At 66.8% G+C, this 23,228-nt stretch carries 25 protein-coding genes; 17 read left to right on the plus strand and 8 right to left on the minus strand.

Features of this window, described 5'->3' with window-relative positions:
* Positions 1–7 precede the first annotated feature (7 nt).
* The 6 genes from EDF74_RS04505 (at position 8) to EDF74_RS04530 (ending at position 4,089) form a co-directional block, all read left to right on the plus strand.
* On the plus strand, positions 8–793 hold the full coding sequence (locus EDF74_RS04505) for a succinate dehydrogenase iron-sulfur subunit (RefSeq protein WP_088432210.1): 786 nt from the start codon (positions 8–10) through the stop codon (positions 791–793).
* A 106-nt stretch (positions 794–899) separates the two neighbouring features.
* Entirely contained in the window at positions 900–1,148 is a 249-nt protein-coding gene (locus EDF74_RS04510) for a succinate dehydrogenase assembly factor 2 (protein WP_019183252.1), read from the plus strand.
* On the plus strand, positions 1,099–1,548 hold the full coding sequence (locus tag EDF74_RS04515) for a hypothetical protein (RefSeq protein WP_123728967.1): 450 nt from the start codon (positions 1,099–1,101) through the stop codon (positions 1,546–1,548). The genes EDF74_RS04510 and EDF74_RS04515 overlap by 50 nt, the downstream gene beginning before the upstream one ends.
* A gap of 23 nt (positions 1,549–1,571) precedes the next feature.
* Positions 1,572–2,813 (plus strand): lipoprotein-releasing ABC transporter permease subunit, encoded by a 1,242-nt coding sequence (locus tag EDF74_RS04520; protein ID WP_123728968.1) that lies wholly within the window; start codon positions 1,572–1,574, stop codon positions 2,811–2,813.
* Positions 2,806–3,519, plus strand: coding sequence for a lipoprotein-releasing ABC transporter ATP-binding protein LolD (gene lolD, locus EDF74_RS04525; RefSeq protein ID WP_121041874.1), 714 nt, complete (start codon positions 2,806–2,808; stop codon positions 3,517–3,519). Before EDF74_RS04520 ends, lolD begins: the two co-directional genes overlap by 8 nt.
* Positions 3,520–3,624: 105 nt before the next feature.
* On the plus strand, positions 3,625–4,089 hold the full coding sequence (locus tag EDF74_RS04530) for a DUF6491 family protein (RefSeq protein ID WP_123728969.1): 465 nt from the start codon (positions 3,625–3,627) through the stop codon (positions 4,087–4,089).
* Positions 4,090–4,260: 171 nt separating this feature from the next.
* On the opposite strand, the gene EDF74_RS04535 is transcribed toward EDF74_RS04530, so the two are convergent.
* Genes EDF74_RS04535 through ftsY form a run of 3 tightly spaced genes read right to left on the minus strand, consistent with a single transcriptional unit; the run spans position 4,261 to position 7,214 of the window.
* Positions 4,261–4,530: an oxidative damage protection protein gene (locus EDF74_RS04535; protein ID WP_123728970.1), complete on the minus strand. Its 270-nt coding sequence runs from the start codon at positions 4,528–4,530 to the stop codon at positions 4,261–4,263.
* A gap of 4 nt (positions 4,531–4,534) precedes the next feature.
* Positions 4,535–5,674: an A/G-specific adenine glycosylase gene (gene mutY / locus EDF74_RS04540; RefSeq protein ID WP_123728971.1), complete on the minus strand. Its 1,140-nt coding sequence runs from the start codon at positions 5,672–5,674 to the stop codon at positions 4,535–4,537.
* A gap of 49 nt (positions 5,675–5,723) precedes the next feature.
* Entirely contained in the window at positions 5,724–7,214 is a 1,491-nt protein-coding gene (gene ftsY, locus EDF74_RS04545; protein ID WP_123728972.1) for a signal recognition particle-docking protein FtsY, read from the minus strand.
* Positions 7,215–7,386: 172 nt separating this feature from the next.
* Between ftsY and EDF74_RS04550 the strand changes: the two genes are divergently transcribed.
* Positions 7,387–7,683, plus strand: a complete 297-nt coding sequence (locus tag EDF74_RS04550; protein ID WP_123728973.1) for a hypothetical protein — start codon at positions 7,387–7,389, stop codon at positions 7,681–7,683.
* A 91-nt stretch (positions 7,684–7,774) separates the two neighbouring features.
* Here EDF74_RS04550 and htpG read toward each other — a convergent pair whose 3' ends face one another.
* The gene (gene htpG, locus EDF74_RS04555; RefSeq protein ID WP_123728974.1) at positions 7,775–9,673 is read right to left on the minus strand and encodes a molecular chaperone HtpG; all 1,899 of its coding nucleotides are present in this window, start codon (positions 9,671–9,673) and stop codon (positions 7,775–7,777) included.
* A gap of 446 nt (positions 9,674–10,119) precedes the next feature.
* Here htpG and rsmD point away from each other — a divergent pair, with 446 nt between their 5' ends.
* The 6 genes from rsmD to EDF74_RS04585 all read left to right on the plus strand — a co-directional run bounded on the left by rsmD (position 10,120) and on the right by EDF74_RS04585 (position 14,905).
* Entirely contained in the window at positions 10,120–10,722 is a 603-nt protein-coding gene (rsmD, locus tag EDF74_RS04560) for a 16S rRNA (guanine(966)-N(2))-methyltransferase RsmD (RefSeq protein ID WP_123728975.1), read from the plus strand.
* Between the two features lie 7 nt (positions 10,723–10,729).
* Positions 10,730–11,239 (plus strand): pantetheine-phosphate adenylyltransferase, encoded by a 510-nt coding sequence (coaD, locus tag EDF74_RS04565; protein WP_123728976.1) that lies wholly within the window; start codon positions 10,730–10,732, stop codon positions 11,237–11,239.
* Between the two features lie 47 nt (positions 11,240–11,286).
* Entirely contained in the window at positions 11,287–11,778 is a 492-nt protein-coding gene (locus tag EDF74_RS04570; protein WP_019183240.1) for a hypothetical protein, read from the plus strand.
* A 125-nt stretch (positions 11,779–11,903) separates the two neighbouring features.
* On the plus strand, positions 11,904–12,188 hold the full coding sequence (locus EDF74_RS04575) for a YfhL family 4Fe-4S dicluster ferredoxin (RefSeq protein WP_123728977.1): 285 nt from the start codon (positions 11,904–11,906) through the stop codon (positions 12,186–12,188).
* Positions 12,185–13,921, plus strand: coding sequence for a gamma-glutamyltransferase (gene ggt / locus EDF74_RS04580; protein ID WP_123728978.1), 1,737 nt, complete (start codon positions 12,185–12,187; stop codon positions 13,919–13,921). The genes EDF74_RS04575 and ggt overlap by 4 nt, the downstream gene beginning before the upstream one ends.
* A 96-nt stretch (positions 13,922–14,017) precedes the next feature.
* Positions 14,018–14,905: an MBL fold metallo-hydrolase gene (locus tag EDF74_RS04585; protein WP_123728979.1), complete on the plus strand. Its 888-nt coding sequence runs from the start codon at positions 14,018–14,020 to the stop codon at positions 14,903–14,905.
* Between the two features lie 252 nt (positions 14,906–15,157).
* Here EDF74_RS04585 and EDF74_RS04590 read toward each other — a convergent pair whose 3' ends face one another.
* Both EDF74_RS04590 and upp read right to left on the minus strand, forming a co-directional pair.
* Positions 15,158–15,442 carry a PsiF family protein gene (locus EDF74_RS04590; protein WP_123728980.1) on the minus strand — a complete coding sequence of 95 codons (285 nt, stop codon included), beginning with the start codon at positions 15,440–15,442 and terminating at the stop codon, positions 15,158–15,160.
* A 108-nt stretch (positions 15,443–15,550) separates the two neighbouring features.
* Positions 15,551–16,186 (minus strand): uracil phosphoribosyltransferase, encoded by a 636-nt coding sequence (gene upp, locus EDF74_RS04595; protein WP_019183235.1) that lies wholly within the window; start codon positions 16,184–16,186, stop codon positions 15,551–15,553.
* A 162-nt stretch (positions 16,187–16,348) separates the two neighbouring features.
* On the opposite strand from upp, the gene EDF74_RS04600 reads away from it, so the two are divergent.
* From EDF74_RS04600 to EDF74_RS04615, 4 genes are read left to right on the plus strand one after another with little or no spacing between them, the layout of a single operon-like run.
* Complete coding sequence (locus EDF74_RS04600; RefSeq protein WP_123728981.1) at positions 16,349–18,919, plus strand: TonB-dependent receptor; 2,571 nt, start codon at positions 16,349–16,351, stop codon at positions 18,917–18,919.
* Entirely contained in the window at positions 18,919–20,043 is a 1,125-nt protein-coding gene (locus tag EDF74_RS04605) for a phytase (RefSeq protein ID WP_123728982.1), read from the plus strand. Before EDF74_RS04600 ends, EDF74_RS04605 begins: the two co-directional genes overlap by 1 nt.
* Before the next feature lie 32 nt (positions 20,044–20,075).
* On the plus strand, positions 20,076–21,425 hold the full coding sequence (locus EDF74_RS04610; protein WP_260232226.1) for a purple acid phosphatase family protein: 1,350 nt from the start codon (positions 20,076–20,078) through the stop codon (positions 21,423–21,425).
* Positions 21,426–21,478: 53 nt separating this feature from the next.
* A complete protein-coding gene (locus tag EDF74_RS04615; RefSeq protein WP_123729711.1) occupies positions 21,479–22,114 on the plus strand; it encodes an inorganic diphosphatase in 636 nt (211 codons plus the stop codon).
* Between the two features lie 24 nt (positions 22,115–22,138).
* Here EDF74_RS04615 and EDF74_RS04620 read toward each other — a convergent pair whose 3' ends face one another.
* On the minus strand, positions 22,139–22,465 hold the full coding sequence (locus EDF74_RS04620; protein ID WP_123728984.1) for a tetratricopeptide repeat protein: 327 nt from the start codon (positions 22,463–22,465) through the stop codon (positions 22,139–22,141).
* 32 nt (positions 22,466–22,497) lie between these two features.
* A complete protein-coding gene (locus EDF74_RS04625; RefSeq protein WP_123728985.1) occupies positions 22,498–23,127 on the minus strand; it encodes a superoxide dismutase in 630 nt (209 codons plus the stop codon).
* Between the last annotated feature and the right edge of the window lie 101 nt (positions 23,128–23,228).

A 23,228-nucleotide genomic window follows, 5' to 3' on the forward strand; every position in this document is an offset into this window, starting at 1 on the left:
AACAGCCATGGCCGAGTTTTCCCTCCCCAAGAATTCCAAGATCGGAAAGGGCAAGCACTTCCCCGCCCAGACCGGTGCGAAGAACACCCGCACCTTCAAGATCTACCGCTGGAGTCCCGACGACGACAGCAATCCGCGCACCGATACGTATGAGATCGATCTGGACGCCTGCGGCCCGATGGTCCTGGACGCGCTGATCAAGATCAAGAACGAGATCGATCCGACCCTGACCTTCCGCCGTTCGTGCCGCGAGGGCATCTGCGGTTCGTGCGCGATGAACATCGACGGCACCAACACGCTGGCCTGCACCCGCGCGATTGCCGATTGCGGCAAGGCCGAAGTGCCGATCTACCCGCTGCCGCACATGAGCGTGGTCAAGGATCTGGTGCCGGACCTGACCCACTTCTACGCGCAGTACGCCTCGATCAAGCCGTGGATCCGCACCCAGACCCCGCCGCCGCCGGATCGTGAGCGCCTGCAGTCGCCGGAAGACCGCAAGAAGCTCGATGGCCTGTACGAGTGCATCCTGTGCGCGTGCTGCTCGACCAGCTGCCCGAGCTACTGGTGGAACGGCGAGCGTTACCTGGGTCCGGCGATCCTGCTGCAGGCCTACCGCTGGATCATCGACTCGCGCGATGAAGACACCGGTGCGCGCCTGGACGAGCTGGAAGACCCGTTCAAGCTGTACCGCTGCCACACCATCATGAACTGCTCGCGGACCTGCCCGAAGGGCCTGAACCCGGCGCTGGCCATTGCTGAGATCAAGAAGCTGATGATGGCGCGTCGCGCCTGATCCAGACGTGCCCTGTAGCGCCACGCCATGCGTGGCCCTGCAACAAAGGATCGAAACGGTAGAGCCACGCCATGCGTGGCTTTGCCTTATCTGGAAACGTAGAAAAATGGACGAAGCAACCGAACTGAAAAAGCTGCGCTGGCGTTGCCGCCGCGGCATGCGCGAGCTGGACCAGCTGTTCGGCCGTTACCTGGACCGTTGCTGGCTGCAGGCACCGACAGACGAGCGCGAGGTTTTCCTGTTCCTGCTCGAGAGCGAGGACGATAAGTTGTGGCGCTGGTTCATGGGTTACGAGGAGTGCCCGCATGCCGCGCCCGCCGCCCTCATCGCCCGGATCCGCGCCCTTCCTGCGTGAGTGGCATCCCTCGCGCTGGCAGTGCCGCGCGCTGATCGCCATGGGCGTTGTGATGCCCTGGGCGTTGTGGGCGACCGATCTGCCCGCGCCGTGGGGCCTGGCGCTGGGCGTGGTGGCGATGGCCGGCACCTGGTGGGAGGCATGGCGGTATGCGCGCCGCCCGGGCTGCGTCTTTGTGATTCCGGCGGACGAAGACCCGGCGCAGGTGGATGGCGAACCCGTCGAGGCACTGCAGATGCGGCGCCGTGGCCCGCTGGTGCAGCTGGGGTGGCGGCAGGACGGGCGCCGCCACTGGCGCCTGTTCTGGCCCGATACCCTTCCAGCAGGGCAGGCACGTGAACTGCGACTAGCCGTCCGGGCACACTGCATTTCCCGTTCACCCCCTGCAGTGGCACCATAGCCTGAATTGTCCGGCGTACCTGCATGTTCAAACCCATACCTGTCTCGATTGGCCTGCGCTACCTGCGGGCCAAACGCCGCAACGGCTTCATCTCCTTCATCTCCATGGCCTCGATCCTCGGCATTGCCCTGGGCGTGACCGTGCTGATCACCACGCTGGCGGTCATGAGCGGTTTCCAGAAGGAGATCCGTGATCGCCTGCTGCAGATGACCGCGCATACCACCATCACCACCGACGGCGCCCCCATGGCCGATTGGGCGCATGCGGTGGAGGTGGCCAAGAAGGATCCGCGGGTTGCCGGCGCGGCGCCGTACATCGAAATCCAGGCCATGCTCAGCGGCCCCCGCGTGCAGGGCGCCATCGTGCAGGGCATCGACCCGGCGCTGGAGCCGAACGTCTCGGTGATCAACCAGAAGGTCAAGAAAGGCAGCTTCGACAGCCTGACCGCGGGCAGCTACAACCTGCTGGTCGGCCAGGAGCTGGCGATCTACCTGGGCGTCGGCGTCGGCGACACCGTGCTGGTCACGTTGGCCGAAGTGCAGGGCACGCCGATCGGTGCGATCCCGCGCATGAAGCGCTTCACCGTGAGCGGCATTTTCGAAGCCGGCTACAACGAGGTCGACCGCGGCGTGGCCTACGCCAACATGGCCGATCTGGAAAAAGTACTGCGCATCGATGGCGTCACCGGCGTGCGCCTGAAACTGCATGACATGGACAAGGCGCTGGAGGTCGGCGTCGATCTGGCCCACAACCTGACCGGTGCCTACCGGGTCAGCGACTGGACCCAGCAGAACGCGAACCTGTATCACTCGCTGCGCATGGAGAAGGTGGTGATGGGCATCCTGCTCTCGCTGATCATCGCCATGGGCGCGTTCAACCTGGTCTCGTCGCAGGTGATGCTGGTCACCGACAAGCAGGCTGACATCGCGATCCTGCGCACCCTGGGCCTGACCCCGGGTGGTGTCATGCAGGTGTTCATGGTGCAGGGCTCGCTGATCGGCATCTTCGGTACCGTGCTCGGCGTGATCGGTGGCATCACCCTGACCTTGAACCTGGAGCGCATCCTCGGCGCGATCGAGACGCTGTTCAACGTCAAGCTGCTGCCGGAGGACGTGTACTACATCACCGGCCTGCCGACCGACATGCAGACCCCGGACATCATCGTGATCACCGCCGTGGCGCTGATCATGAGCTTCCTTGCCACCCTGTATCCCGCCTGGCGCGCGGCACGTACCCAGCCGGCGGAGGCCCTGCGTTATGAATGAAGCACTCACCCTGGGCCAGGAAGTCATCCGCGCCGAAGCCCTGGCCAAGACCTATGCCGAAGGCCGTATGCAGACCCCGGTGTTCAACGGGCTGGACCTGCGCGTGGCGGCCGGCGAGACCGTGGCCATCATCGGTGCCTCCGGTGCCGGCAAGAGCACCCTGCTGCATCTGCTCGGTGGGCTGGATACGCCGACGGCGGGCGAGGTCTACGTGGCCGGCCAGCGCATGTCCGGCCTGTCCGACAGCCAGCGCGGCCAGCTGCGCAACCGCGCGCTCGGCTTCGTGTACCAGTTCCATCACCTGCTGCCCGAATTCACCGCGCTGGAAAACGTGATGATGCCGGTGCTGCTCGGCGGCGAAGAAGTGGTCGACGCGCGCACCCGTGCGCAGGCGCTGCTGGAATCGGTCGGCCTGGGCCATCGCCTGGACCACAAGCCGGGCGAGCTGTCCGGCGGTGAGCGCCAGCGTGCGGCCGTAGCCCGCGCCTTGGTCAACCGCCCGGCCTGCGTGCTCGGTGATGAGCCGACCGGCAACCTCGATGACAAGACTGCCGCGACCGTGTTCGAGCTGATGCTCGAGCTCAACCGCGCGCACCACACCAGCCTGGTGCTGGTGACCCATGACCGCTCCCTGGCGCGCAAGCTGGACCGCGTGCTGGAGCTGCGCGAAGGGCGGTTGCACAGCCTCGCGCACAGCGAGGTCTGAGTAGGCATCGCTGCCCGCCTGATCGCTGAACACCCGGCGGGGTCCTCTCGCCGGGACCACGCCGGGCGGCGCATGATCGCCGCACAGTCCCCAGCAGGAGGCGTCATGAAGCAGACCCTTGCCATCGCGGCCCTGTGCCTCGGCCTGGCCGCGTGTGCCAGTACCGGCCGGTTGTCCACCGCGCAGAAGCTCGACCTTTATCGGGCCCATGCCGGGCCGCCGCAGCAGGACATGCCGTTGTATGGCTCGCTGTCGGGCTGGAACGAGCTGGGTGACAGCGCGCTGGCGGTGTGGACACGCCCGAGCGAGGGCTATCTGCTGGAACTGGCCGGGCCGTGCCAAGGGCTGGACTACGCCCCGGCGATCGGCCTGACCAGCCGCGTCGGTCGTGTCTCGGCGCGCTTCGACAAGGTGCTGGTGCGCGACCCCACGCCTGGCCCGATGAACATGCCGTGCTTCATCAGCAGCATCCGCAAGCTGGATACCAAGGCCCTGCGCAGCTCGGAACAGGCGCTGCGCCAGGCACAGGTGCAGGAGCGCGAAGAGGGCCAGCAGCCACCGACCCGGTAGTGCCGGCCGCTGGCCGGCCAAGGTATATCGACGAGGGCACCGCGATCTGCCGGACGCCACATCCTCGCTGTCGCTACGACCTCGCGGTCGTCACAACCTCACGGTCGCCCCAACCTCGCGGTCGCCCCAACCTCGCGGTAGATACCGACCGTTGGTCGGTATCAGCAACGATCAGGCCTCCGGTACGAACCCGGCCGGCTTCTCCGCGCCACCGCTGAACAGGTACTTCACCAGCTCCTCTTCCAGGAACGCGCGGTGCTTGGGATCGCGCGGCGACAGCCGGTTTTCGTTGATCAACATGGTCTGGTGCGCCAGCCACGCGGCCCATGCCGGCTTGCCGATGTGGCTGAAAATGCGCTGGCCCAGTTCGCCGGGGTAGGGCACGAAGTCCAGGCCTTCGGCGTCGCGTTGTTCGTACTGGCAGAAAACGGTGCGGGGCATAGCGTTACTCGATGTCTTGGGATGTTGCTGCGCGCCGCATTGTACGGCGCTTGGGCTGAGCGGGCGGTGCACCGGTCTCCAGCAACTTGCGGATCGGTGCGGGCAGGCCCAGCGTGGCCAGCGCCTCGGCAGCGACCCAGCGCAGGTCAGCCTTCTCGTCGCGCAGCCCCTGTACCGTTGCCTTCAGCACCTGCAGATGCAGCCGGTAGTGGCTGAAGGTGTGCTCCAGCACCGGCAGCGGCTCGGCGTCGTCCAGCGAGCCGTCGATGTGCGCGTCGAACCAGTCCTGCAACGCGATCCCGCTGTCGGCCTGGGGCAGGGTCCACAGCTGCGCCCAGATGCCGGTGTCAGGCCGCTTCTGCAGCAGCACCCGGCCGCGCGCATCGCGCAGCAGCAGCGCCACCGCCTCGCGCTCGGGCAAGGTCTTGCCGGGCTTCGGCGTCGGCAGCTGATCGGTGCGCCCCTCGCGACGGGCGACGCAGGTGGCCTGCAGCGGACAGATCACGCAGGCAGGCTTGCTGCGGCTGCAGACACTAGCGCCGAGGTCCATCTGCGCCTGGGTGTAATCGACCATGCGCGTGTCAGGCACATGCTCGGCGTGCGCCTCGGCCACTGCCCACAGCTGCTTTTCGACGACCGGCAGGCCGGGAAAGCCCTCGATGCCGTGATAGCGGGTCAGTACGCGTTTGACGTTGCCATCCAGGATTGCGAACCGATCATTCCAGGCCTGGCTGAGGATCGCGCCCGCGGTGCTGCGGCCGATGCCCGGCAGCGCATGCAATGCATCGAAATCGCGCGGCAGCTCGCCGCCATGCAGGTCCACGCAGCGCTGTGCGGCGGCATGCAGGTTGCGCGCACGAGCGTAGTAACCCAGCCCAGCCCACTGCGCCATCACCGCATCGTTGCTGGCCGCGGCCAGGTCGGGCAGGGTCGGGAACGCCGCGAGGAACTTCAGGAAATACGGGATGACCGTGCTGACCTGGGTCTGCTGCAGCATGATCTCCGACAGCCACACCCGGTACGGCGAGCGCGGGTGCTGCCACGGCAGGTCATGCCGGCCGTGATCGTCGAACCAGTGCAGCAGCCGCGCGACGAAGACATCGTCGGTCGGCAACGTGGCGCTGGCGGGAGGCTGGCGGGTCATGCAGGTTCCGGAGGAGGGCTGGTGCCACGCCATGCGTGGCTGCATCAGCTCAGGCGCCGAGTGCTTCGGGCAGCAGTGCGTCGACAAAGGCTTCCGGATCGAACACGCGCAGGTCTTCGGGGCGCTCGCCGATGCCGCAGAAACGGATCGGAATGCCGAATTCACGCGCCAGCGCGAACACCACGCCGCCCTTGGCGGTACCGTCCAGCTTGGTCACCACCAGGCCGGTCACGTTGACCGCGGCATGGAACTGACGCAGCTGCGAGAGCGCGTTCTGGCCGGTGGTGCCATCGATGACCATCAGCACTTCGTGTGGTGCATTGGCATCGATCTTGCCGAGCACGCGGCGGATCTTGCCGAGCTCGTTCATCAGGCCGGCCTGGGTGTGCAGGCGGCCGGCGGTATCGGCGATCAGCACCTCGGTGCCGCGTGCCTTGCCGGCCTGCAGTGCATCGAAGGCGACGGAGGCGGCATCGGCGTTCTGGCCCTGCGCAACCACGGCCACGCCGTTGCGCTCGCCCCAGGCCTGCAGCTGCGCGACAGCAGCGGCACGGAAGGTATCGCCGGCGGCCAGCATCAGGCTGTGGCCGTCGTCCTTGAAGCGCTTGGCGAGCTTGCCGATGGTGGTGGTCTTGCCGACGCCGTTGACGCCGACGGTGAGCACCACGAAGGGCTTGGCGGTGCGGTCGATCACCAGCGGCTTGGCCACCGGCTGCAGGATCGCGATCAGCTCGGCGCGCAGCGCGGTGAGCAGCGCGTTGGCATCGGTGAACTCGCGCGCCTTCATGCGCTTGCGCAGGCCTTCGACCAGCGCCGTGGTCGCGCCGACGCCGACATCGGCGGTGATCAGCGCGGTTTCCAGTTCGTCGAGCAGGTCGTCATCGAGCTTGGGATTGCGCGAGAACAGACCTCCGAAGCTGCGTGCGATCACGCTGTTGCGCAGGCGCTCGCGCCAGCCGCTCTTGCCGGCGGCGGCGGGGGCCATGTCCTGGGAGGACGGGCGCTCGGTCACGATGGTGGGGGCGACCGGGGCAGCCGGGGTAACTGGAGTGATCGGAGCTGGAACAGCCGACGGCGCAACGACGGCCGGCGCCGGGTTGCTCACAGGAGCGGCCGGAATCGGGGTGGGCGCGGCGGGCGCGACACGGGCCTCCAGCGGAGGCGCTTGAACCGGTGCAGCCACCGTCGGGACGGGGGCGATAGGCTCCTGAACAACTGGCGCGGCCACCGCGTCCACCGCGGGTGCAGGGGCTGCCGGCGCCGGGGTCACCGGAGCAGGCACCACAGGTGTAGCCACCACGGGCGCGGGAATGACCGGGGCGGGAACCACGGGGGTCGGCGCGATTACCCGCTCGGCCGGCGCGGCAGCGGGAACAGGCGTTTCCACCGCGGGCGGCATCGGCTCAGGCGCTGGCGGTGCAGCGGGCTCGGCCCTGGCCTGCGGGAACGCGGCAGCCAGCTCCTCGGCGGAGTAATGCTGGGTCTTGGCCGCCTCTTGCGGGGCGTCCTGGGGCTTTTTGCGACGGAAGAAGCTGAGCATTGGCAAAAGACGCTGAAATCAGAGGGCTATGCTACCACTGCGCCCCGAATGCCCATGGGCGTGCAGGTGCGGTGGGGCGGGACTCAAGTAATGGCCGATGCGGCCGTTACCGGTTGTGAAGGGCTGCGCCATGCGGGCGCGGCCGGGACGGCGAAACGGGAAACGGTGAACGATGAGCGTGATGTCCATTGCCAGCGCCGGCATGCGTGCCGCCTCGCTGGGCGTACAGGCGGCCGCCTCCAACGTGGCGCGATTGCCGGTGGCTGATTCCACACGCCTGGGTGTGGCGCAGGCCGCAACGGCAGGCGGCGGAGTCACCGCCACCGTGGTCGCCGCCCCCGACGATGCCAACGCGCCGATCGCGGATATGCTCACGGCCAAGCAGGCTGCGCTGGCGTTTGCCGCCAACGCGACCGTGATCCGGCGTCAGGACGAGATGCTCGGCACCTTGCTCGACCGCTGGGCCTGACCCTAGCGCGCGCGGTGTCCGCCGTGCGGCGCCATGCATCATCAACCGCGGTGGGCGCCGACCGATGGCCGGCGCCCCTCTGCCGCACGACTTACGCCGACAGCTCCAGCAGCAGCTTGTTGAGCCGGCGCACATACGCCGCCGGGTCCTTCAGCGTGTCGCCCGCGGCCAGCGCGGCCTGATCGAACAGAACGCGGCTCAGGTCGTCGAAGCGTGCGGCATCGCCTTCCTGGTCCAGCTTGCCGATCAGCGGATGGGCCGGGTTGAACTCGAACACCGGCTTGCTGTCCGGCACCTTCTGCCCACTGGCTTCCAGGATCTGGCGCATCTGCAGGCCCAGATCCTGCTCGCCGATCGCCAGGATCGCCGGGGAATCGGTCAGGCGGTGCGAGACGCGCACGTCGGCGACGTCCTCCCCCAGTGCGGACTTGATGCGGTCCACCAGTGCCTGCTTGTCCTTGGCGACGGCTTCCTGGGCCTGCTTGTCTTCGGCGCTTTCCAGCGCGCCCAGGTCCAGATCGCCACGCGCGACATCGACGAACGACTTGCCGTCGAATTCGGTCAGGTACCCCATCAGCCATTCGTCGATGCGGTCGGTGAGCAGCAGCACTTCGATGTTCTTCTTGCGGAAGACTTCCAGGTGCGGGCTGTCCTTGACCTGGGTGTGGCTGTCGCCGGTCAGGAAGTAGATCTTGTCCTGGCCCTCGATCATGCGGCCCACGTAATCGGCCAGCGAGACGCTGGGCTCGCCACTGGCATCATGGGTCGAGGCGAAGCGCAGCAGGCCGGCGATCTTTTCGCGGTTGTTGAAGTCTTCGGCCGGACCTTCCTTGAGCACCTGGCCGAACTGCTTCCAGAAGCCGGCATAGATCTCCGGCTTGTCCTTGGCCAGCTTTTCCAGCATGTCCAGCGAGCGCTTGGTCAGCGCCGACTTCATCGAATCGATGACCGGGCCGGACTGCAGGATTTCGCGCGAGACGTTCAACGACAGATCGTTGGAATCCACCACACCCTTGATGAAACGCAGATACAGCGGCAGGAACTGCTCGGCCTGGTCCATCACGAACACGCGCTGCACGTAAAGCTTCAGGCCCTTGGGCGCGTCGCGGTGGTACAGATCGAACGGCGCATGGCCGGGGACATACAGCAGCGAGGTGTACTCGAGCTTGCCTTCCACCTTGTTGTGGCTCCACGCCAGCGGGTCCTGGTGGTCGTGCGCGGCGTGCTTGTAGAACTCCTGGTACTCGGCGTCGGTGATCTCGGTGCGCGGGCGCGTCCACAGGGCGCTGGCACGGTTCACGGTCTCCCATTCGATCTCGGCCGGGGCGTCTTCACCGTGGTGTTCCTTGACCATCTGGATCGGCAGGCCGATGTGGTCGGAGTACTTCTTGATGATGCCGCGCAGGCGCCAGCCATCGGCGAAGTCGCGCTGGTCGTCCTTCAGGTGCAGCACGATGCGGGTGCCGCGCTCGGGCTTGTCGATGCCTTCCACGTCGAACTCGCCTTCGCCGCGCGAAGACCAGTGCACGCCCTCGCTGGCGGGCAGGCCGGCGCGACGGGAATAGACATCGACCTGGTCGGCGACGATGAAGGCGCTGTAGAAGCCGACGCCGAACTGGCCGATCAGCTGCGAGTCCTTCTTCTGGTCACCGGAGAGCTGGCGCAGGAAGTCGCCGGTGCCGGACTTGGCGATGGTGCCCAGGTGCGCGATCGCCTCGTCACGGCTCATGCCGATGCCGTTGTCGTCGATGGTCAGGGTGTTGGCGGTGGCGTCGAAGCTGACGCGGATGCGCAGGTCGCCGTCGTTCTCGAGCAGGGCCGGCTGGGTCAGCGCTTCGAAGCGCAGTTTGTCCGAGGCGTCGGCGGCGTTGGAGATGAGCTCGCGAAGGAAGATTTCCTTGTTGGAGTACAGCGAGTGAATCATCAGCTGCAGCAGCTGTTTGACTTCGGTCTGGAAGCCCAGGGTTTCTTTTTGGGTCTGCACGGTCATGGGTCGTGTTGCTCCTTGGGGCATTGCCGCGCCCGGCGCGGCGGCTGGCTCAAGGGGTAGGGGTGGATTGTCCCGAATTCAAGAGTGTCGGCAGCCTCGGGGGCTGAATCGCAAGCAGGAGCGCGGCGCCTGCATGTCCGTGTGGGAGGGCGGCGGGTACGGGGGGCCGGGACGCGGCGTGAACCCATCCATGGGGCCTCGTGGGCAGCATCCATGCTGCCCAACGGTCCCGGCCCCCCGTACCCGCCACCCTCTACAAGGTGGGTCGGACGTGCGACAGGTAGAGCCACGCCATGCGTGGCTGCATTTCATTCCAGCATCGGGATGCCTGGCGGAGACAGCGACCGGACCGCCTAGAATGTCGTCCTGAACCGCCTGCCATCCGTGCCCATGACTCTCTTCCGCCCGTTCGCCCATCCCGCTTCCATCTGCCTCCGGAGCCACGCATGAAGCCGCGTCAGCCGGCGGGCGCCGTGGGCCAGGTGCGGATCATCGGGGGCAAGTGGCGCAATACGAAGCTGCCGGTGCCGCTGTCACCGGGGCTGCGGCCCAGCAGTGACCGGGTGCGCGAGACGCTGTTCAATTGGCTGATGCCGCGGCTGGGCGGGGCGCGGGTGCTGGATCTGTTCGCCGGCAGCGGGGCGCTGGGGCTGGAGGCGGTGTCGCGGGGGGCAGCGCAGGCGACGCTGGTGGAGCGGGATGTGGCGTTGTCCCGGCAGCTGCGCGAGTCGGTCGCCAAGCTGGGGGCGCAGGACCAGATCGCGGTGGTGCAGGCCGATGCGCTGCAGTGGCTGCGGCAGCCGGCCGGGGCGCTGGCGGATATCGTGTTCATCGATCCGCCGTTCGCCGATGGGCTGTGGGAGGCCGTGATCGCCGGGCTGCCGTCGCATCTGGCCGCCGAGGCCTGGCTGTACGTGGAGTCCCCGGCCGATCAGGCGCCGAAGATGCCCGCGCCGTGGCTGCTGCACCGTGAGGGGGGCACCCGGGAGGTCCGTTTTGCCCTGTATCGGCGCGCCACTGCTACACTTTCACCAGACCAACACGCGTAGCTGACGTATGACCGTGGCCAACCGCCGCATTGCTGTCTACCCGGGCACCTTCGATCCGATCACCAACGGTCACATCGATCTGGTGAACCGCGCTGCACCCCTGTTCGAGAAGGTGGTGGTGGGCGTGGCGCAGAGCCCGTCCAAGGGGCCGACCCTGCCGCTGGAGCAGCGCGTGCAGCTGGCTCGCGATGCGCTGGGCCACAACCGCAACGTGGAAGTGCGTGGTTTCGACACCCTGCTGGCGCATTTCGTGCGTTCGGTCCAGGGCGGCATCCTGCTGCGCGGCCTGCGCGCGGTGTCCGATTTCGAGTACGAATTCCAGATGGCGAGCATGAACCGCCATCTGATCCCGGAGGTCGAGACCCTGTTCCTGACCCCGGCCGAGCAACACAGCTTCATTTCGTCTTCGCTGGTCCGCGAGATCGCCCGTCTGGGCGGCGACGTGTCCGGCTTTGTGCCGTCCGCTGTGCTTGAGGCGCTGCGCAAGGTCCGTGAAGCGAAGTCGGCCCAAGCGTAGTACCTGCAAGACCCATACATACCAAGAATCACCAAGGGAGGAATTCCATGAACAACACCATGCGTGCCATGTTGATCGCGTCGTTCGCGCTGGCCTTCACCGCCTGCAAGAAGGAAGAGGCCGCGCCGGTCGTCGAAGCCCAGCAGGCGCTGGTCGCCCCGGCTGCCGATGACGATGCCGGCTGGAAGAAGTACCTGCAGGCCGTGGCCGTGCAGAACATGGGCAACATCAGCAACAGCCCGTACCTGTACTACCTCGCCCCGGAATCGGATCCGGAATTCGCGGCCAAGTATGAGCGTCAGGTCGAAAGCGCCACCCAGGCCGTGGGCCGTGGCGTGCAGCCGGGCAACATGCTGGCCTTCGGTTCCTCGGCCTCGGCCAAGATGGCCGACATGATCCAGGCCGTGTTCAAGGACGTCTCGCCGGACTCGATGAAGGGTGTGCGCGTGGTGTTCATCGGCAAGGCCGCCGACAACGCCCGCGTCCAGTCGATCATCCAGCCGACCGGCGCCGAGTACATCTTCGTCGAAGCCAAGTAACCCGTGCAGTGGCGGCTGCGCCGTGTGCGCAGCCCGGGTGGCGCCCGCAGGGGCGTCACCGATGACCGGCCCGCGCGCCCGCGTGGGCCGGTTCTCATCCGCCGGCGCGGGCGTGGAGTAACGCCATGTCGCTGAAAATCAATGAGCTCTGCGTCAATTGCGACGTCTGTGAGCCGGCCTGTCCCAATCAGGCCATTTCGATGGGTGAAACCATCTACGTGATCGATCCGGCCCGCTGCACCGAGTGCGTGGGGCATTTCGACGAACCCCAGTGCGTGGTCGTCTGCCCGGTCGAATGCATCGATCCCGATCCGGACATTCCGGAAACCCAGGACGCTCTGCTGGCCAAATTGCATGGGCTGCAGCGCGATCATCCCGAATTGTATGTCACGGAGTTTGTGCCCAAATGAGAACGCTGTCGCGTCGCTGGTTGCTGCTTGTCCTGCTGGTGGCCCCGGGTGCCTGGGCCGCGGAACCCGCGCAGGCGGCCCTGGCCAAACATCCTGACGGTGCCGCCGTCGCCAGTGGCCATCACCTGGCTACCGAAGCCGGCATGGAAATCCTGGCCAAGGGCGGCAACGCGTTCGATGCGGCCGTCGCGGTTTCGGCCACGCTGGCGGTGGTCGAGCCGATCAGTTCCGGCCTTGGCGGCGGCGGCTTCTTCCTGCTGCACGATGCGGCCACCGGCAAGGATGTGATGCTGGACGCGCGCGAAACCGCGCCGCAGTCCGCCACCCCCGAAGCCTTCCTGGACAAGAAGGGCGAGCTGGACCGCGACCGTTCGGTCAATGGTGCCTGGTCGGCCGGTATCCCGGGCCTGCCGGCAGCACTGGTGGAGCTGTCCTCCAAGCACGGCAAGCTGCCGCTGAAGACCTCGCTGGAACCGGCCATGCGCATCGCGCGCGAGGGCTTCCCGGTGTATGCACGCATGGCCAAGGGCTATCAGTCCCGGCGTGAGGTGATGCAGCGCTACCCTGGCACGCGCGAGGTGTATGAGCGCAACGGCAAGCCGATCGCCGAAGGCGACGTGTTCCGCCAGCCGGAGTTGGCCAGGACCATGGAGCGCCTGGCCGACCAGGGCTTCGATGGCTTCTATCGTGGCGAGACCGGCAAGCTGCTGCTCAAGGGCGTGAAGCAGGCCGGTGGCCAGTGGACCGCCGAGGAACTGGCCGGCTACCGGGTCAAGCTGCGCGAGCCGATCGCCTTCAAGTACCGCGACTGGACCATCACCACCGCCTCGCCGCCGTCTTCCGGTGGCATCGCGCTGGCGGCCATGCTGCAGATCCTGGAAGGCTGGGATCTGAAGTCGATGGACCAGGCCCACCGCACCCACCTGGTAGTGGAAGCGATGCGCCGCGCCTACCGCGACCGCACCTTCTTCCTGGGGGATCCGGACTTCGTGGATATCCCGCAGAAAGTGCTGACCAGCAAGGATTACGCGCAGGGCCTGCGTGCCACCATCCATCCGGAGAAGGCGACGCCGAGCGATCTGCTGTCGGGCAACCCGACCCCGCTGGAAGATGATGAGACCACGCATTTCTCGATCATCGACCGCGAAGGCAACCGCGTCGGTGCGACCCAGACCGTGAACCTGCTCTACGGCTCGGGCCTGATTCCGTCGGGTACCGGCGTGCTGCTGAACAACGAAATGGACGATTTCGCGCTGAAGCCGGGCACCCCCAACGCCTTCGGCGTGATGGGCTATGCGGCCAATGCGCCGAAGCCGGGCAAGCGCATGCTCAGCTCGATGACCCCGACGTTCATGGAGTCCGCCGACAAGGTCGTGGTGCTCGGCACGCCCGGTGGCAGCCGCATCATCACCATGGTGCTGCTGGGCATCCTCGGCTACGACGACGGCCTGACCGCGCAGCAGGTCGCCGCGCTGCCGCGCTACCACCACCAGTGGCTGCCCGACCGCATCGAGGCCGAGGACGGCACCTTCGATACGGACACCATCAAGCAGCTGCAGGCGATGGGCCACAAGATCGATCTGCCCGGCGATACCGCCGCGGGCGGTCGCGGCTCCAGCCATGTCTGGGGCAACCTGCAGACGGTGGAATGGGACCGCCGCAGCAATGTCCTCAGCGGTGGCAGCGACCCGCGCAACCCGGTCGGCAGCGCCGCGGTCAGCCAAGCGCATTGATTGATCGCAGCAACGAGAAACCCCGTCCCAGTGGCGGGGTTTTTTCATGGGCGACGGCTAGCGAATATTTAACGTGCGCCGCCGGATAATTTGCGAATGAAACTATGGTCCATCCGCGGTAACTCCCAGAAACTCGACGGCGGCGCGATGTTCGGCAATGCGCCGCGCGCGGTCTGGGAAAAATGGGCGGCACCGGACGATCTCAACCGGATCGAACTGGCGTGCCGTGCATTGCTTGCCAGCCCGCTGGCCGGCAAGACGGTGCTGTTCGAAACCGGTATCGGCGCGTTCTTCGAGCCGAAACTGCGGGACCGTTACGGCGTGCAGGAACCCAGCCACGTGCTGATCGAATCCCTGCGCGAGGCCGGGTTCGAGCACGAAGACATCGACGTGGTGGTGCTGAGCCACCTGCACTTCGATCATGCCGGCGGCCTGCTGGCACCGTGGAGCGAAGGGCGCTCGCCGGAACTGTTGTTCCCGAATGCGATCTTCCTGGTCGGTGCCGAACACTGGGCGCGTGCGCTGCATCCGCACCCGCGCGACCGGGCCAGTTTCATTCCGGAGCTTCCCGGCCTGCTGGAGGCGAGTGGGCGACTGGAAATCGTCGAGGGCCCGTACTCGACCACCCTGGGTGACAGTGTGCGTTTCAGCTTCAGCGACGGGCATACCCCGGGCCTGATGCTGGCCGAGATCATCGGGCCCGAAACAGTGGACGGCCAGGCGCGGGGTGGCGTGGTGTTCTGCGCGGACCTGATCCCGGGCCGGTCGTGGGTGCATGTGCCGATCACCATGGGTTACGACCGCAATGCCGAACTGCTGATCGACGAGAAGCGCAGCTTTCTGGAAGACAAGCTGGCCCGCAACGTCCATCTGTTCTTCACCCACGACCCCCAGTGCGCGCTGGCGCAGGTGTCACGCGATGAAAAGGGCCGCTTCGGCACCGTGCACGAACAGGGCGAACTGAAGGCCCGCGCGCTGGCGTAACGCCTGCGCAACCACACCGGTAGGTGCCGACCGTTGGTCGGTACGCGATCACGGGCACGGCCGACCGTCGTTCGGCACGTCATGACGGGTAGTGCCGGCCGCTGGCCGGCTCCACGTTACGCGTCCGAGGTTCATGAGGAGCCGGCCAGCGGCCGGCACTACCGTGGGGCGTCCGTCCAAGCAAGCCGGTAGGTGCCGACCGTTGGTCGGCACGGCACCCCACGGCACCGGGCATGAACCCGGTCCGAGGCGTCAATGCGCCTTCAAACACCCACTCATGAACGTCTTGCGCGCATCGCCGGCCAGCTTCTTCGCGGCCGCATCGGCGTTGCAGGTCTTCATGCGCTCCTGCGGGGTGCTCGCCATCGGGGCGGGGCCACTCAGACACGCCTTCTGCGCGGTCTTGTAGTCCTCGCCGGTCTTGCCTTTGTTCTTGGCCGAGCAATCGGCCATGCGCTGTTGCTGCGGCGTCGCCGCACTGACAACGGCCGGGCCACCCAGAAGCAGCAGACAAGCCAGCAGGGACAGGGTCTTCATGAGGCAGCTCCACGCACGGGGTGAGGATGCGCGCAGCTTCTGCCCGGGCCTGGCTAGGCCGTGTGAAGCACCGGCGGCTGGTGGTGGCCGCCGGTCAGAACGACGGAATCAACCGACCACGCGGGTCCCGAAAATCCGGTCGCCGGCGTCGCCCAGGCCCGGCAGGATGTAGCCCTTCTCATTGAGCTGGGCATCGATGGCGGCAGTGAAGATCTCCACATCCGGATGCACGGCCTGCACGGCCGCGATGCCTTCCGGTGCGGCGACCAGGAAGATGCCCTTGATCCGGCGTGCGCCAGCGCGCTTGAGCATGTCGATGGTGGCGATCAGGGTGCCACCGGTGGCCAGCATCGGGTCCAGGATCAGCGCATCGCGCTCTTCCAGGCGGCCGGTCAGGCGCTCGAAGTAGGGCACCGGTTGCAGGGTTTCCTCATCGCGCTGCAGGCCGACCACGCTCACGCGCGCGGCCGGAATCAGCGACAGCACGCCACTGAGCATGCCCAGGCCGGCGCGCAGGATCGGCACCACGGTGATCTTGGCGCCGGCAATGCGCTGCACCGTCACCGGGCCCGCCCAGCCGGCCATGGTGTGGGCTTCGGTATCCAGATCGGCCGTGGCCTCATAGGCCAGCAGCCCACCGAGCTCATTGGCCAGCTCGCGGAAGTCCTTCGTGCTCAGCGACGCATCGCGCATCAGGCCGATCTTGTGCTGCACCAGCGGATGGCGCACTTCGACGATTTTCATGGGGGGAATCAGGCGAGAGAAGAGACCGATAGTGTGCCGCAACACCCCACCGAAGCCAAAAGCCGACGCCGCCACCGACCGTTCGATGTCCCCGGTGTCATCCCCATGCAACCTCCCGGACATACCGTGCTGACCCATTCTTTACACAGATTGGGGAAGGCAGTGCAGAAGAAGCGTCCGTTGGGCCTGGCGATCAGCCTTTCGTTGCTGGCGGTGATCACCCCGTCGGCCCATGCCGCCGATACGCCCGATGGCGGCACGGTGGCCGGCAGCGCCGCCGCCAGTGCCGCCGCGATCGATCTGGACCGGGTCGAAGTCCGCCCGCAGCTGGAGTCGCAGACCCGGGCGGTCGACCTCAAGCGCAGCAGCGATGCGATCGAAGATGCGGTGTCTTCCGATGCCATGGGCGTCTACCCGGACCAGAACGTGGCCGAATCGCTGCAGCGCCTGCCGGGCGTCAGCGTTACCCGTGACCAGGGCGAGGGGCGCTTCGTGGTCATCCGTGGCCTGGATGCCAATCTCAACAGCGTCAGCGTCGATGGCATCGCGATTGGTACCCCGGAAGACTCCAGCCGCGCGGCCCCGCTGGACGTGATTCCCTCCGACTCGACCGAGCGCCTGCGCGTGGTCAAGTCGCCCACCCCGGACATGCCCGGCGACGCTATCGGCGGTGCGATCCTGGTCGAGTCCGCCTCGGCGTTCGATCGCGAAGGCCGCAACCTGCGCGGCAAGATCGAAGCCAGCCATCAGCAGCTCTCCGGCAACACCAGCCCGAAGGCCGCGATCAACTACAGCGAAGTGTTCGCTGATACCTTCGGCGTGGCGCTGGGGGTGAACTACCAGAACCGCAAGTTCGAATCGGACAACACCGAAGTGGAGTACGGCGAGTTCGACGGCGGTGCCGAGGACGACCTGTTCGCCAACAGCCTGCAGCAGCGCAAGTACGAGATCGAGCGCAAGCGCATCGGTGCGAACCTCAACCTGGATTGGCGCCCGGATGACGACAACCGCTACTACCTGCGCACGCTGTACAGCCAGTTCGATGATGCCGAGACGCGCCAGCGCACGATCTTCAATTTCGGCGATGGCGACGTCACCGCGCTGGGCAGCAATCAGTACCGTGTCGATGACCTGCCGGCCGATGCCATCCAGAAGCGCATGCGCTACCGCACCAAGAAGGAAAACACCTTTACCACCAGCGCCGGCGGCGAGAACCGCCTGACCAATGCGGTGGTCGATTACAAGGTGGGTTACACGCGTACCGAAGAGCGCGTCAACGATGAGATGGAGGCGCGCTTCGAGTACAACGGCGACGACCTCGGCGCCCGCGTCGATCAGAACAGTGGCATCCCGCGCTACAGCCTGACCAGCGCGGAGTGGATGGATAACGGCAACTACGATTTCGATCGTTTCGTGGTGTCGCCCAAGCAGGTCAACGACAGCGAACGCAGTGCGCAGATCAACGTGCGCTTCGATGGCGATTCCTCCAGCATCAAGCTTGGCCTGCTCGGTCGCTGGCGCGATCGCGACGTCAATGTCGATGAGCGCGAACTGCGCGTCGGTCCGGACGTGGCGTTGTCCGACTGGACCACCTCCACCCCCGATCACCGTGGCGGCAGCCTCGGCCAGGGCATGAGCTCGGATGCCATGCGCCGCTACTGGGCACAGTCCGGCAGCCGCTACAGCGCCCGCCCGCAGGATGCCGGCGGTAACGCGCTGACCTCGCTGGAAGAGGATTACACCGCCAGCGAAGATATCTTCGCCAGCTACGTGATGGGCACCTGGGATGTCGGCGCGCTGCGCATCATCGGCGGTGTCCGCGTGGAAAACACCCAGTTCAGCGCCACCGGCAACAGCGTCGAGGTGGCCGGTAACGGCCGCAGCTTCACGGTTACCCCGTTGAGCGTGAGCCGCAGCTACACCAACGTGCTGCCCGGCCTGCACCTGCGCTACGACGCCGGTGATGACTGGGTGCTGCGCGCGGCCGCCAACAAGACCGTCTCGCGTCCGTCGTTCGGCGATGTGGCACCGCGTGTCGGCCTGAGCCGGGGTGACGAGGAAGTCCGGATCGGCAATCCGCAGCTGGATCCGTATGAATCCAGGAACATCGACCTCTCGCTCGAGAAGTACATCGGCAGCACCGGCATCGTCTCGCTGGGCGTGTTCCACAAGTCGATCGACGGCTACATCGTCAACACGGTGAGCAACAACGATCCGGCGTATCCGGGCTTCGAGGTCACCCGGGTGATCAACGGCAACAAGGCCACGGTCAAGGGCGCCGAGTTCAACTGGCAGCAGCAGCTCGCCTTCCTGCCGGCCGGCTGGGATGGCCTGCTGGTGGGTGCCAGCGGTACCTGGCTGGATACCGATTTCGACCCCGGCGTGGCTGGCCGCGAGGCCGACGACTTCATGCTGCCGCGCGCCTCCAAACACGTGTACAGCGCGCACATCGGCTATGAAAAGGCCGGCTTCAGCACCCGCGTGGCCGCGGTCTACCGCAGCGAGTACCTGGATTCACTCGGCGACAGCCGCGCCTATGACATCTATGTGGCGCCCAACACCCAGCTCGATTTCAGCATGGACTACAAGATCACCTCGAACGTCAGCGTTTACTTCGAAGCGCAGAACCTGCTCGACAAGCCGCTGGAGCTGTACCAGGGCGTGCGCTCGCGCACTCTGCAGAACGAGGAATATGGTCGCACCTACGCCCTTGGCCTGAAGGTGGCCCTGTGATGCGCGCGTCCCATGGCCTGAGCCTGCTCGCACTGGCGCTGTTGACCGCCTGCAGGCCGGCAGCCGCGCCCGACGCAGCGGCGCCGGCCCCGGTGGTCGCACCGACCGGCACCGACGCCTCCACGCCACGTGATGTGGCCACCGTCGCCGAAGCGTTCCTCACTCCGATGACCCCGGACGACAACATCGACTCGCCGGCCAGCTGGACCACGCCCGACGGCCAGGTCTGGCTGATCGCGACCGCCAAGGCCACCGACAAGCTGGTGGTCTACGACGGGCAGACCGGGGCGAAGCTGCGTGACGTCGGCAGCCTCGGCACCGCCCCGGGTCAGTTCGATCGCCCCAACGGCATCGCCGTGGTCGATGACCTGGTGCTGATCGTGGAGCGCGACAACCACCGCGTGCAGGTGCTGCAGCTGCCGGACTTCACCCCGCTGGGCGTGTTCGGCGCCGACGATCTGCGCAAGCCGTACGGGCTGTGGGTGAACAAGCAGGGCAATGGCTACGACGTGTACGTCACCGATTCCTACGATGCGGGCGAAGACGCGCAGGGCAACGATGTGCTGCCGCCGCTGGCCGAACTGGACAAGCGCGTGCGTCGTTACGCGGTCACCGTGCAGGGCGGCAAGGCGCTGGCTGCATTGACGGCCAGTTTCGGTGACACCACCGAGGCCGGCGCGCTGCGCGTGGTCGAATCGATCTGGGGCGACCCGGCCAACGACCGCCTCCTGATCGCCGAAGAAGACGAAACCTACGCCAGCGAGTTCAAGGTCTATACGCTGGAAGGCCGCTTCAGCGGCACCACGTTCGGCCGCGATGCCTTCCAGGCCCAGGCCGAAGGCGTGATGCTGCGCACCTGCGGCAAGGACGGCTGGTGGATCACCACCGAGCAGGGCAAGCAGCGCAGCGTGTTCCATCTGTTCGACCGGCACAGCCTGAAACATGTCGGTGCATTCCAGGGCAACACGGTGGCCAACACCGACGGCATCTGGTCGATGCAGGCACCGTCCGCGCGCTTCCCGCATGGCGCGCTCTATGCCGTGCACGATGACCAGGGCGTGGTGGCCTTCGACTGGGCGAGCATCGCCAAGCAGTTGTCGCTGCCGCTGGAGTGTGGCGCGTGAGCCGCGTTCCCGCCGCCCTGACCGCGCTGGCGATGGCGCTGCTGCTGTGCAGTGGCAGCGCCCTGGCAAAGAAGGACGCCGGGACCGGTGCCGAGCCCAACACCCAGGTGCCGGCCGGCAGCCGTCACTACGCGGCGACCGGCTTCCCGGATCGATTGGTCGCCTCGCCGGCGCAGGACGCGGCGCGTGGCTTCTCGGTTGCGTGGCGGACCGATACCTCGGTCAAGGCCCCGGTGCTGGAATGGGTGCTGGCCGGTGATTCGCCGGATGTGGGGACGCCCACCCGGATCACCGCCACCACGCAGGCGCTGACCACCGAGCTGGGCGGGTCCCATCATCACCGTGCCGATGTGACCGGCCTGCAGCCGGACACGCTGTACCTGTGGCGCGTGCAGGGTCAGAACACCTGGAGTGCCTGGAACCAACTGCGTACCGCCGGCCGCGCCGACCAGCCGCTCACCCTGTTGTATTTTGGCGACACCCAGAACAAGAACCTCAGCCACGTTTCGCGCGTCATGCGGGCCGGCATCAAGGCCGCCCCGGACGCACGCCTGAGCCTGTTCGCCGGTGACCTGGTCAGCGGCGGCGACGGGCAGGACGACAGCGAGTGGGGCGAGTGGTTCGCCGCCGCCGGCTGGCTGCCGCAGGAAACCGCCGTGGCCCCGGCGATCGGCAACCATGAGTACTTCGAGGAATTCGAAGACACGCCGCAGGAGCGTCGCGTGCTCGGTAGTCACTGGCCGGTGACGTTCGCGCTGCCGCGTAATGGTGTGGACGCCGCGGATACCAGCACCTACTGGTTCGACTACCAGGGCGTGCGCATCGCCGTGCTCGACGGCACCTCCGCACTCGATCTCGGCACCGCCAAGGCGCAGGCCGCCTGGCTGGACACGGTGCTGGCCGATAATCCTCACCCGTGGAGCATCGTGCTGCTGCACCAGCCGTTCTACTCCCCGCGCGAAGGCCGTGAGAACACCGAGCTGCGCGATGTGCTGCTTCCCGTGGTGCGCCGCCACCAGGTCGATCTGGTGCTGCAGGGGCATGACCACACCTATGGCCGCCGTGGCGAAGGGCAGGGCGCGACGCCGCAGTTCGTGGTCACCGTGGCCGGGCCGAAGCAGTACCGGCTTTCGGATGAAGCCCGTGCCACCATGGCCCCGGTCGGCGAGGACACCCAGCTGTTCCAGGTGTTGAAGATCGATCCGAGCCGCCTGCGTTACGAGGCGCGCACCGTCACCGGCCGCCTGTACGACGGCTTCGAGTTGACACGCGGCGCCGATGGCCGCAAACAGAGAGCCGAACTGACGCAGGGCCGCATCGCCCCCCGTGACTGCGCGCGCGCCCAGACCCTGAAGGGCCGCGCCGACCGTTGCTGGGAATGACCGACCGACCGGCTGGGCCGCTGCGGCGCGCCCGGCCTTCCGTGGAGATCAAGATGATCCATCGCCGTTCCATCGCGCGGGCCGCCTTGGCCACCTCGCTGCTGCTGCTCGCCGGTGCCAGCGTAGCCGGCAATGCCGTCCTGCACCCCTTCCTCGCCGCGCAGCCGAAGAACGCGCCGGACGAAGTGCATCTGGCCGTGGAGATCCCGGCCGGCAGCTTCACCAAGTACGAGATCAAGGAAGACGGTCTGGTCCATGTGGACCGCTTCCAGTCCATGCCGGTGGCGTACCCGGCCAACTACGGCTCAATGCCGCGCACCCTGGCCGGCGACAACGACCCGCTGGATGCGCTGGTGTTGACCCGCGAGCCGCTGCATCCCGGCGTCATCGTGCGGTTCCGCCCGATCGGCTTCCTGAAGATGGTCGATGACGGCGAGCAGGATGAAAAGGTCATCGGCGTGCCGACCGACAAGATCGATCCCACCTACGCCACCATCCGCGATCTGGACGACCTGCCGCTGATCGAACGGCAGCGCATCGAAGCCTTCTTCCGCGTCTACAAAGACCTGCCGGCCGGCCGTAATCCGGTCCAGCTCAACGGCTGGGGCAATGCCGCCGAGGCCAAGGCGCTGATCCGTGCGTCCATGCAGCGCTTCGATGCGCAGCAGCGGCGCGCGAAGGGCGACTGATCAGCCACGTGCCATCCCGGGCGATCACGCCCGGCCCGCAGTTGCCTTCTGCAGCCGCCGCAGGAACACGGCCATCTCCTTGACCGCCTGTTTGTCGCCGTTGGCCCCGGCGACAGTACTACCTTCCTGCCAAGCCTGTGCCGCCGCGTCGGTATCGCCTGCGGCCAGCTGCGCCTTGCCCAGCCATTTCCAGCCCGCCGAATAGCGCGGATCCTGCGCGACACAGTGCTGCAGATGGATGACCGCCTCCGCGGTGTCACCCGCGTCGAGCAGGGCCTTGCCCAGGCCGAAGCGGAGCAGGGCGCTGTCGCGACCCCGCTCGAGCAGGCGTTGCAGTGCGGGGATATCCATCGGATGCGTCTACCGTGCAGGGCCCGCGTCCATCAACGGCCGCCGGCGGCCTCGTAGCGGCGCGCGACTTCGGTCCAGTCGATCAGTTCGAAGAAGGCGGCGATGTAGTCCGGGCGCCGGTTCTGGTAGTTGAGGTAGTAGGCGTGTTCCCACACATCCAGCCCGAGGATCGGGGTACCGCCGGAGAGGCCCGCGAAGTCGCCCATCAACGGGTTGTCCTGGTTCGGGCTGCTCTCCACCAGCAACTTGCCATCACGGCTCAACGTCAACCATGCCCAGCCACTGCCGAAACGGGTCTGCGCAGCCTTGGTGAAGGCGTCCTTGAACGCTGCGTAGCCGCCGAGGTCGCGCTCGATCGCCTGGGCCACGGCGCCTTCCGGCGTGCCGCCGCTGGCGGTCAGCACTGTCCAGAACAGGCTGTGGTTGGCATGCCCGCCGCCGTTGTTGCGGACGACGTTGCGCACACCCTCCGGCAGAGCCCCGATATCGGCGATCAGCGCGTCGATGTCGGTGCCCTCGATCCCGGCATCGGTGAGGGCGGCATTGAGGTTGCTGACGTAGGTCTGGTGGTGCTTGGCATGATGGATTTCCATCGTGCGTGCATCGAAGTGCGGTTCGAGCGCGTCGTAAGCGTAGGGCAGGGCGGGGAGGGTGTAGGCCATGTGCATCTCCAGAGGGGAAGCGGGAGGGAGGACGCCACGATAGAACCTCAAGCATGATTGAGGTCAAGCGCGGCGATGTGGAACAGTGCGGGCCATCCACG

The organism is Stenotrophomonas rhizophila (assembly GCF_003751305.1).
Taxonomy (GTDB): Bacteria; Pseudomonadota; Gammaproteobacteria; order Xanthomonadales; family Xanthomonadaceae; genus Stenotrophomonas; species Stenotrophomonas rhizophila_B.

Excerpts from the sequence above, each read along its gene's own strand:
- EDF74_RS04620 (WP_123728984.1), bottom strand. The coding sequence starts at position 22,465 with ATGGATATCCCCGCACTGCAACGCCTGCTCGAGCGGGGTCGCGACAGC.
- EDF74_RS04605 (WP_123728982.1), top strand. The coding sequence starts at position 18,919 with ATGCGCGCGTCCCATGGCCTGAGCCTGCTCGCACTGGCGCTGTTGACC.
- EDF74_RS04530 (WP_123728969.1), top strand. The coding sequence starts at position 3,625 with ATGAAGCAGACCCTTGCCATCGCGGCCCTGTGCCTCGGCCTGGCCGCG.
- htpG (WP_123728974.1), bottom strand. The coding sequence starts at position 9,673 with ATGACCGTGCAGACCCAAAAAGAAACCCTGGGCTTCCAGACCGAAGTC.
- EDF74_RS04515 (WP_123728967.1), top strand. The coding sequence starts at position 1,099 with ATGCCGCGCCCGCCGCCCTCATCGCCCGGATCCGCGCCCTTCCTGCGT.
- EDF74_RS04535 (WP_123728970.1), bottom strand. The coding sequence starts at position 4,530 with ATGCCCCGCACCGTTTTCTGCCAGTACGAACAACGCGACGCCGAAGGC.
- ftsY (WP_123728972.1), bottom strand. The coding sequence starts at position 7,214 with ATGCTCAGCTTCTTCCGTCGCAAAAAGCCCCAGGACGCCCCGCAAGAG.
- coaD (WP_123728976.1), top strand. The coding sequence starts at position 10,730 with ATGACCGTGGCCAACCGCCGCATTGCTGTCTACCCGGGCACCTTCGAT.
- EDF74_RS04610 (WP_260232226.1), top strand. The coding sequence starts at position 20,076 with ATGGCGCTGCTGCTGTGCAGTGGCAGCGCCCTGGCAAAGAAGGACGCC.
- ggt (WP_123728978.1), top strand. The coding sequence starts at position 12,185 with ATGAGAACGCTGTCGCGTCGCTGGTTGCTGCTTGTCCTGCTGGTGGCC.
- EDF74_RS04570 (WP_019183240.1), top strand. The coding sequence starts at position 11,287 with ATGAACAACACCATGCGTGCCATGTTGATCGCGTCGTTCGCGCTGGCC.
- upp (WP_019183235.1), bottom strand. The coding sequence starts at position 16,186 with ATGAAAATCGTCGAAGTGCGCCATCCGCTGGTGCAGCACAAGATCGGC.
- rsmD (WP_123728975.1), top strand. The coding sequence starts at position 10,120 with ATGAAGCCGCGTCAGCCGGCGGGCGCCGTGGGCCAGGTGCGGATCATC.
- EDF74_RS04550 (WP_123728973.1), top strand. The coding sequence starts at position 7,387 with ATGAGCGTGATGTCCATTGCCAGCGCCGGCATGCGTGCCGCCTCGCTG.
- EDF74_RS04590 (WP_123728980.1), bottom strand. The coding sequence starts at position 15,442 with ATGAAGACCCTGTCCCTGCTGGCTTGTCTGCTGCTTCTGGGTGGCCCG.
- EDF74_RS04625 (WP_123728985.1), bottom strand. The coding sequence starts at position 23,127 with ATGGCCTACACCCTCCCCGCCCTGCCCTACGCTTACGACGCGCTCGAA.
- EDF74_RS04520 (WP_123728968.1), top strand. The coding sequence starts at position 1,572 with ATGTTCAAACCCATACCTGTCTCGATTGGCCTGCGCTACCTGCGGGCC.
- EDF74_RS04575 (WP_123728977.1), top strand. The coding sequence starts at position 11,904 with ATGTCGCTGAAAATCAATGAGCTCTGCGTCAATTGCGACGTCTGTGAG.
- EDF74_RS04505 (WP_088432210.1), top strand. The coding sequence starts at position 8 with ATGGCCGAGTTTTCCCTCCCCAAGAATTCCAAGATCGGAAAGGGCAAG.
- EDF74_RS04615 (WP_123729711.1), top strand. The coding sequence starts at position 21,479 with ATGATCCATCGCCGTTCCATCGCGCGGGCCGCCTTGGCCACCTCGCTG.
- EDF74_RS04585 (WP_123728979.1), top strand. The coding sequence starts at position 14,018 with ATGAAACTATGGTCCATCCGCGGTAACTCCCAGAAACTCGACGGCGGC.
- EDF74_RS04510 (WP_019183252.1), top strand. The coding sequence starts at position 900 with ATGGACGAAGCAACCGAACTGAAAAAGCTGCGCTGGCGTTGCCGCCGC.
- lolD (WP_121041874.1), top strand. The coding sequence starts at position 2,806 with ATGAATGAAGCACTCACCCTGGGCCAGGAAGTCATCCGCGCCGAAGCC.
- mutY (WP_123728971.1), bottom strand. The coding sequence starts at position 5,674 with ATGACCCGCCAGCCTCCCGCCAGCGCCACGTTGCCGACCGACGATGTC.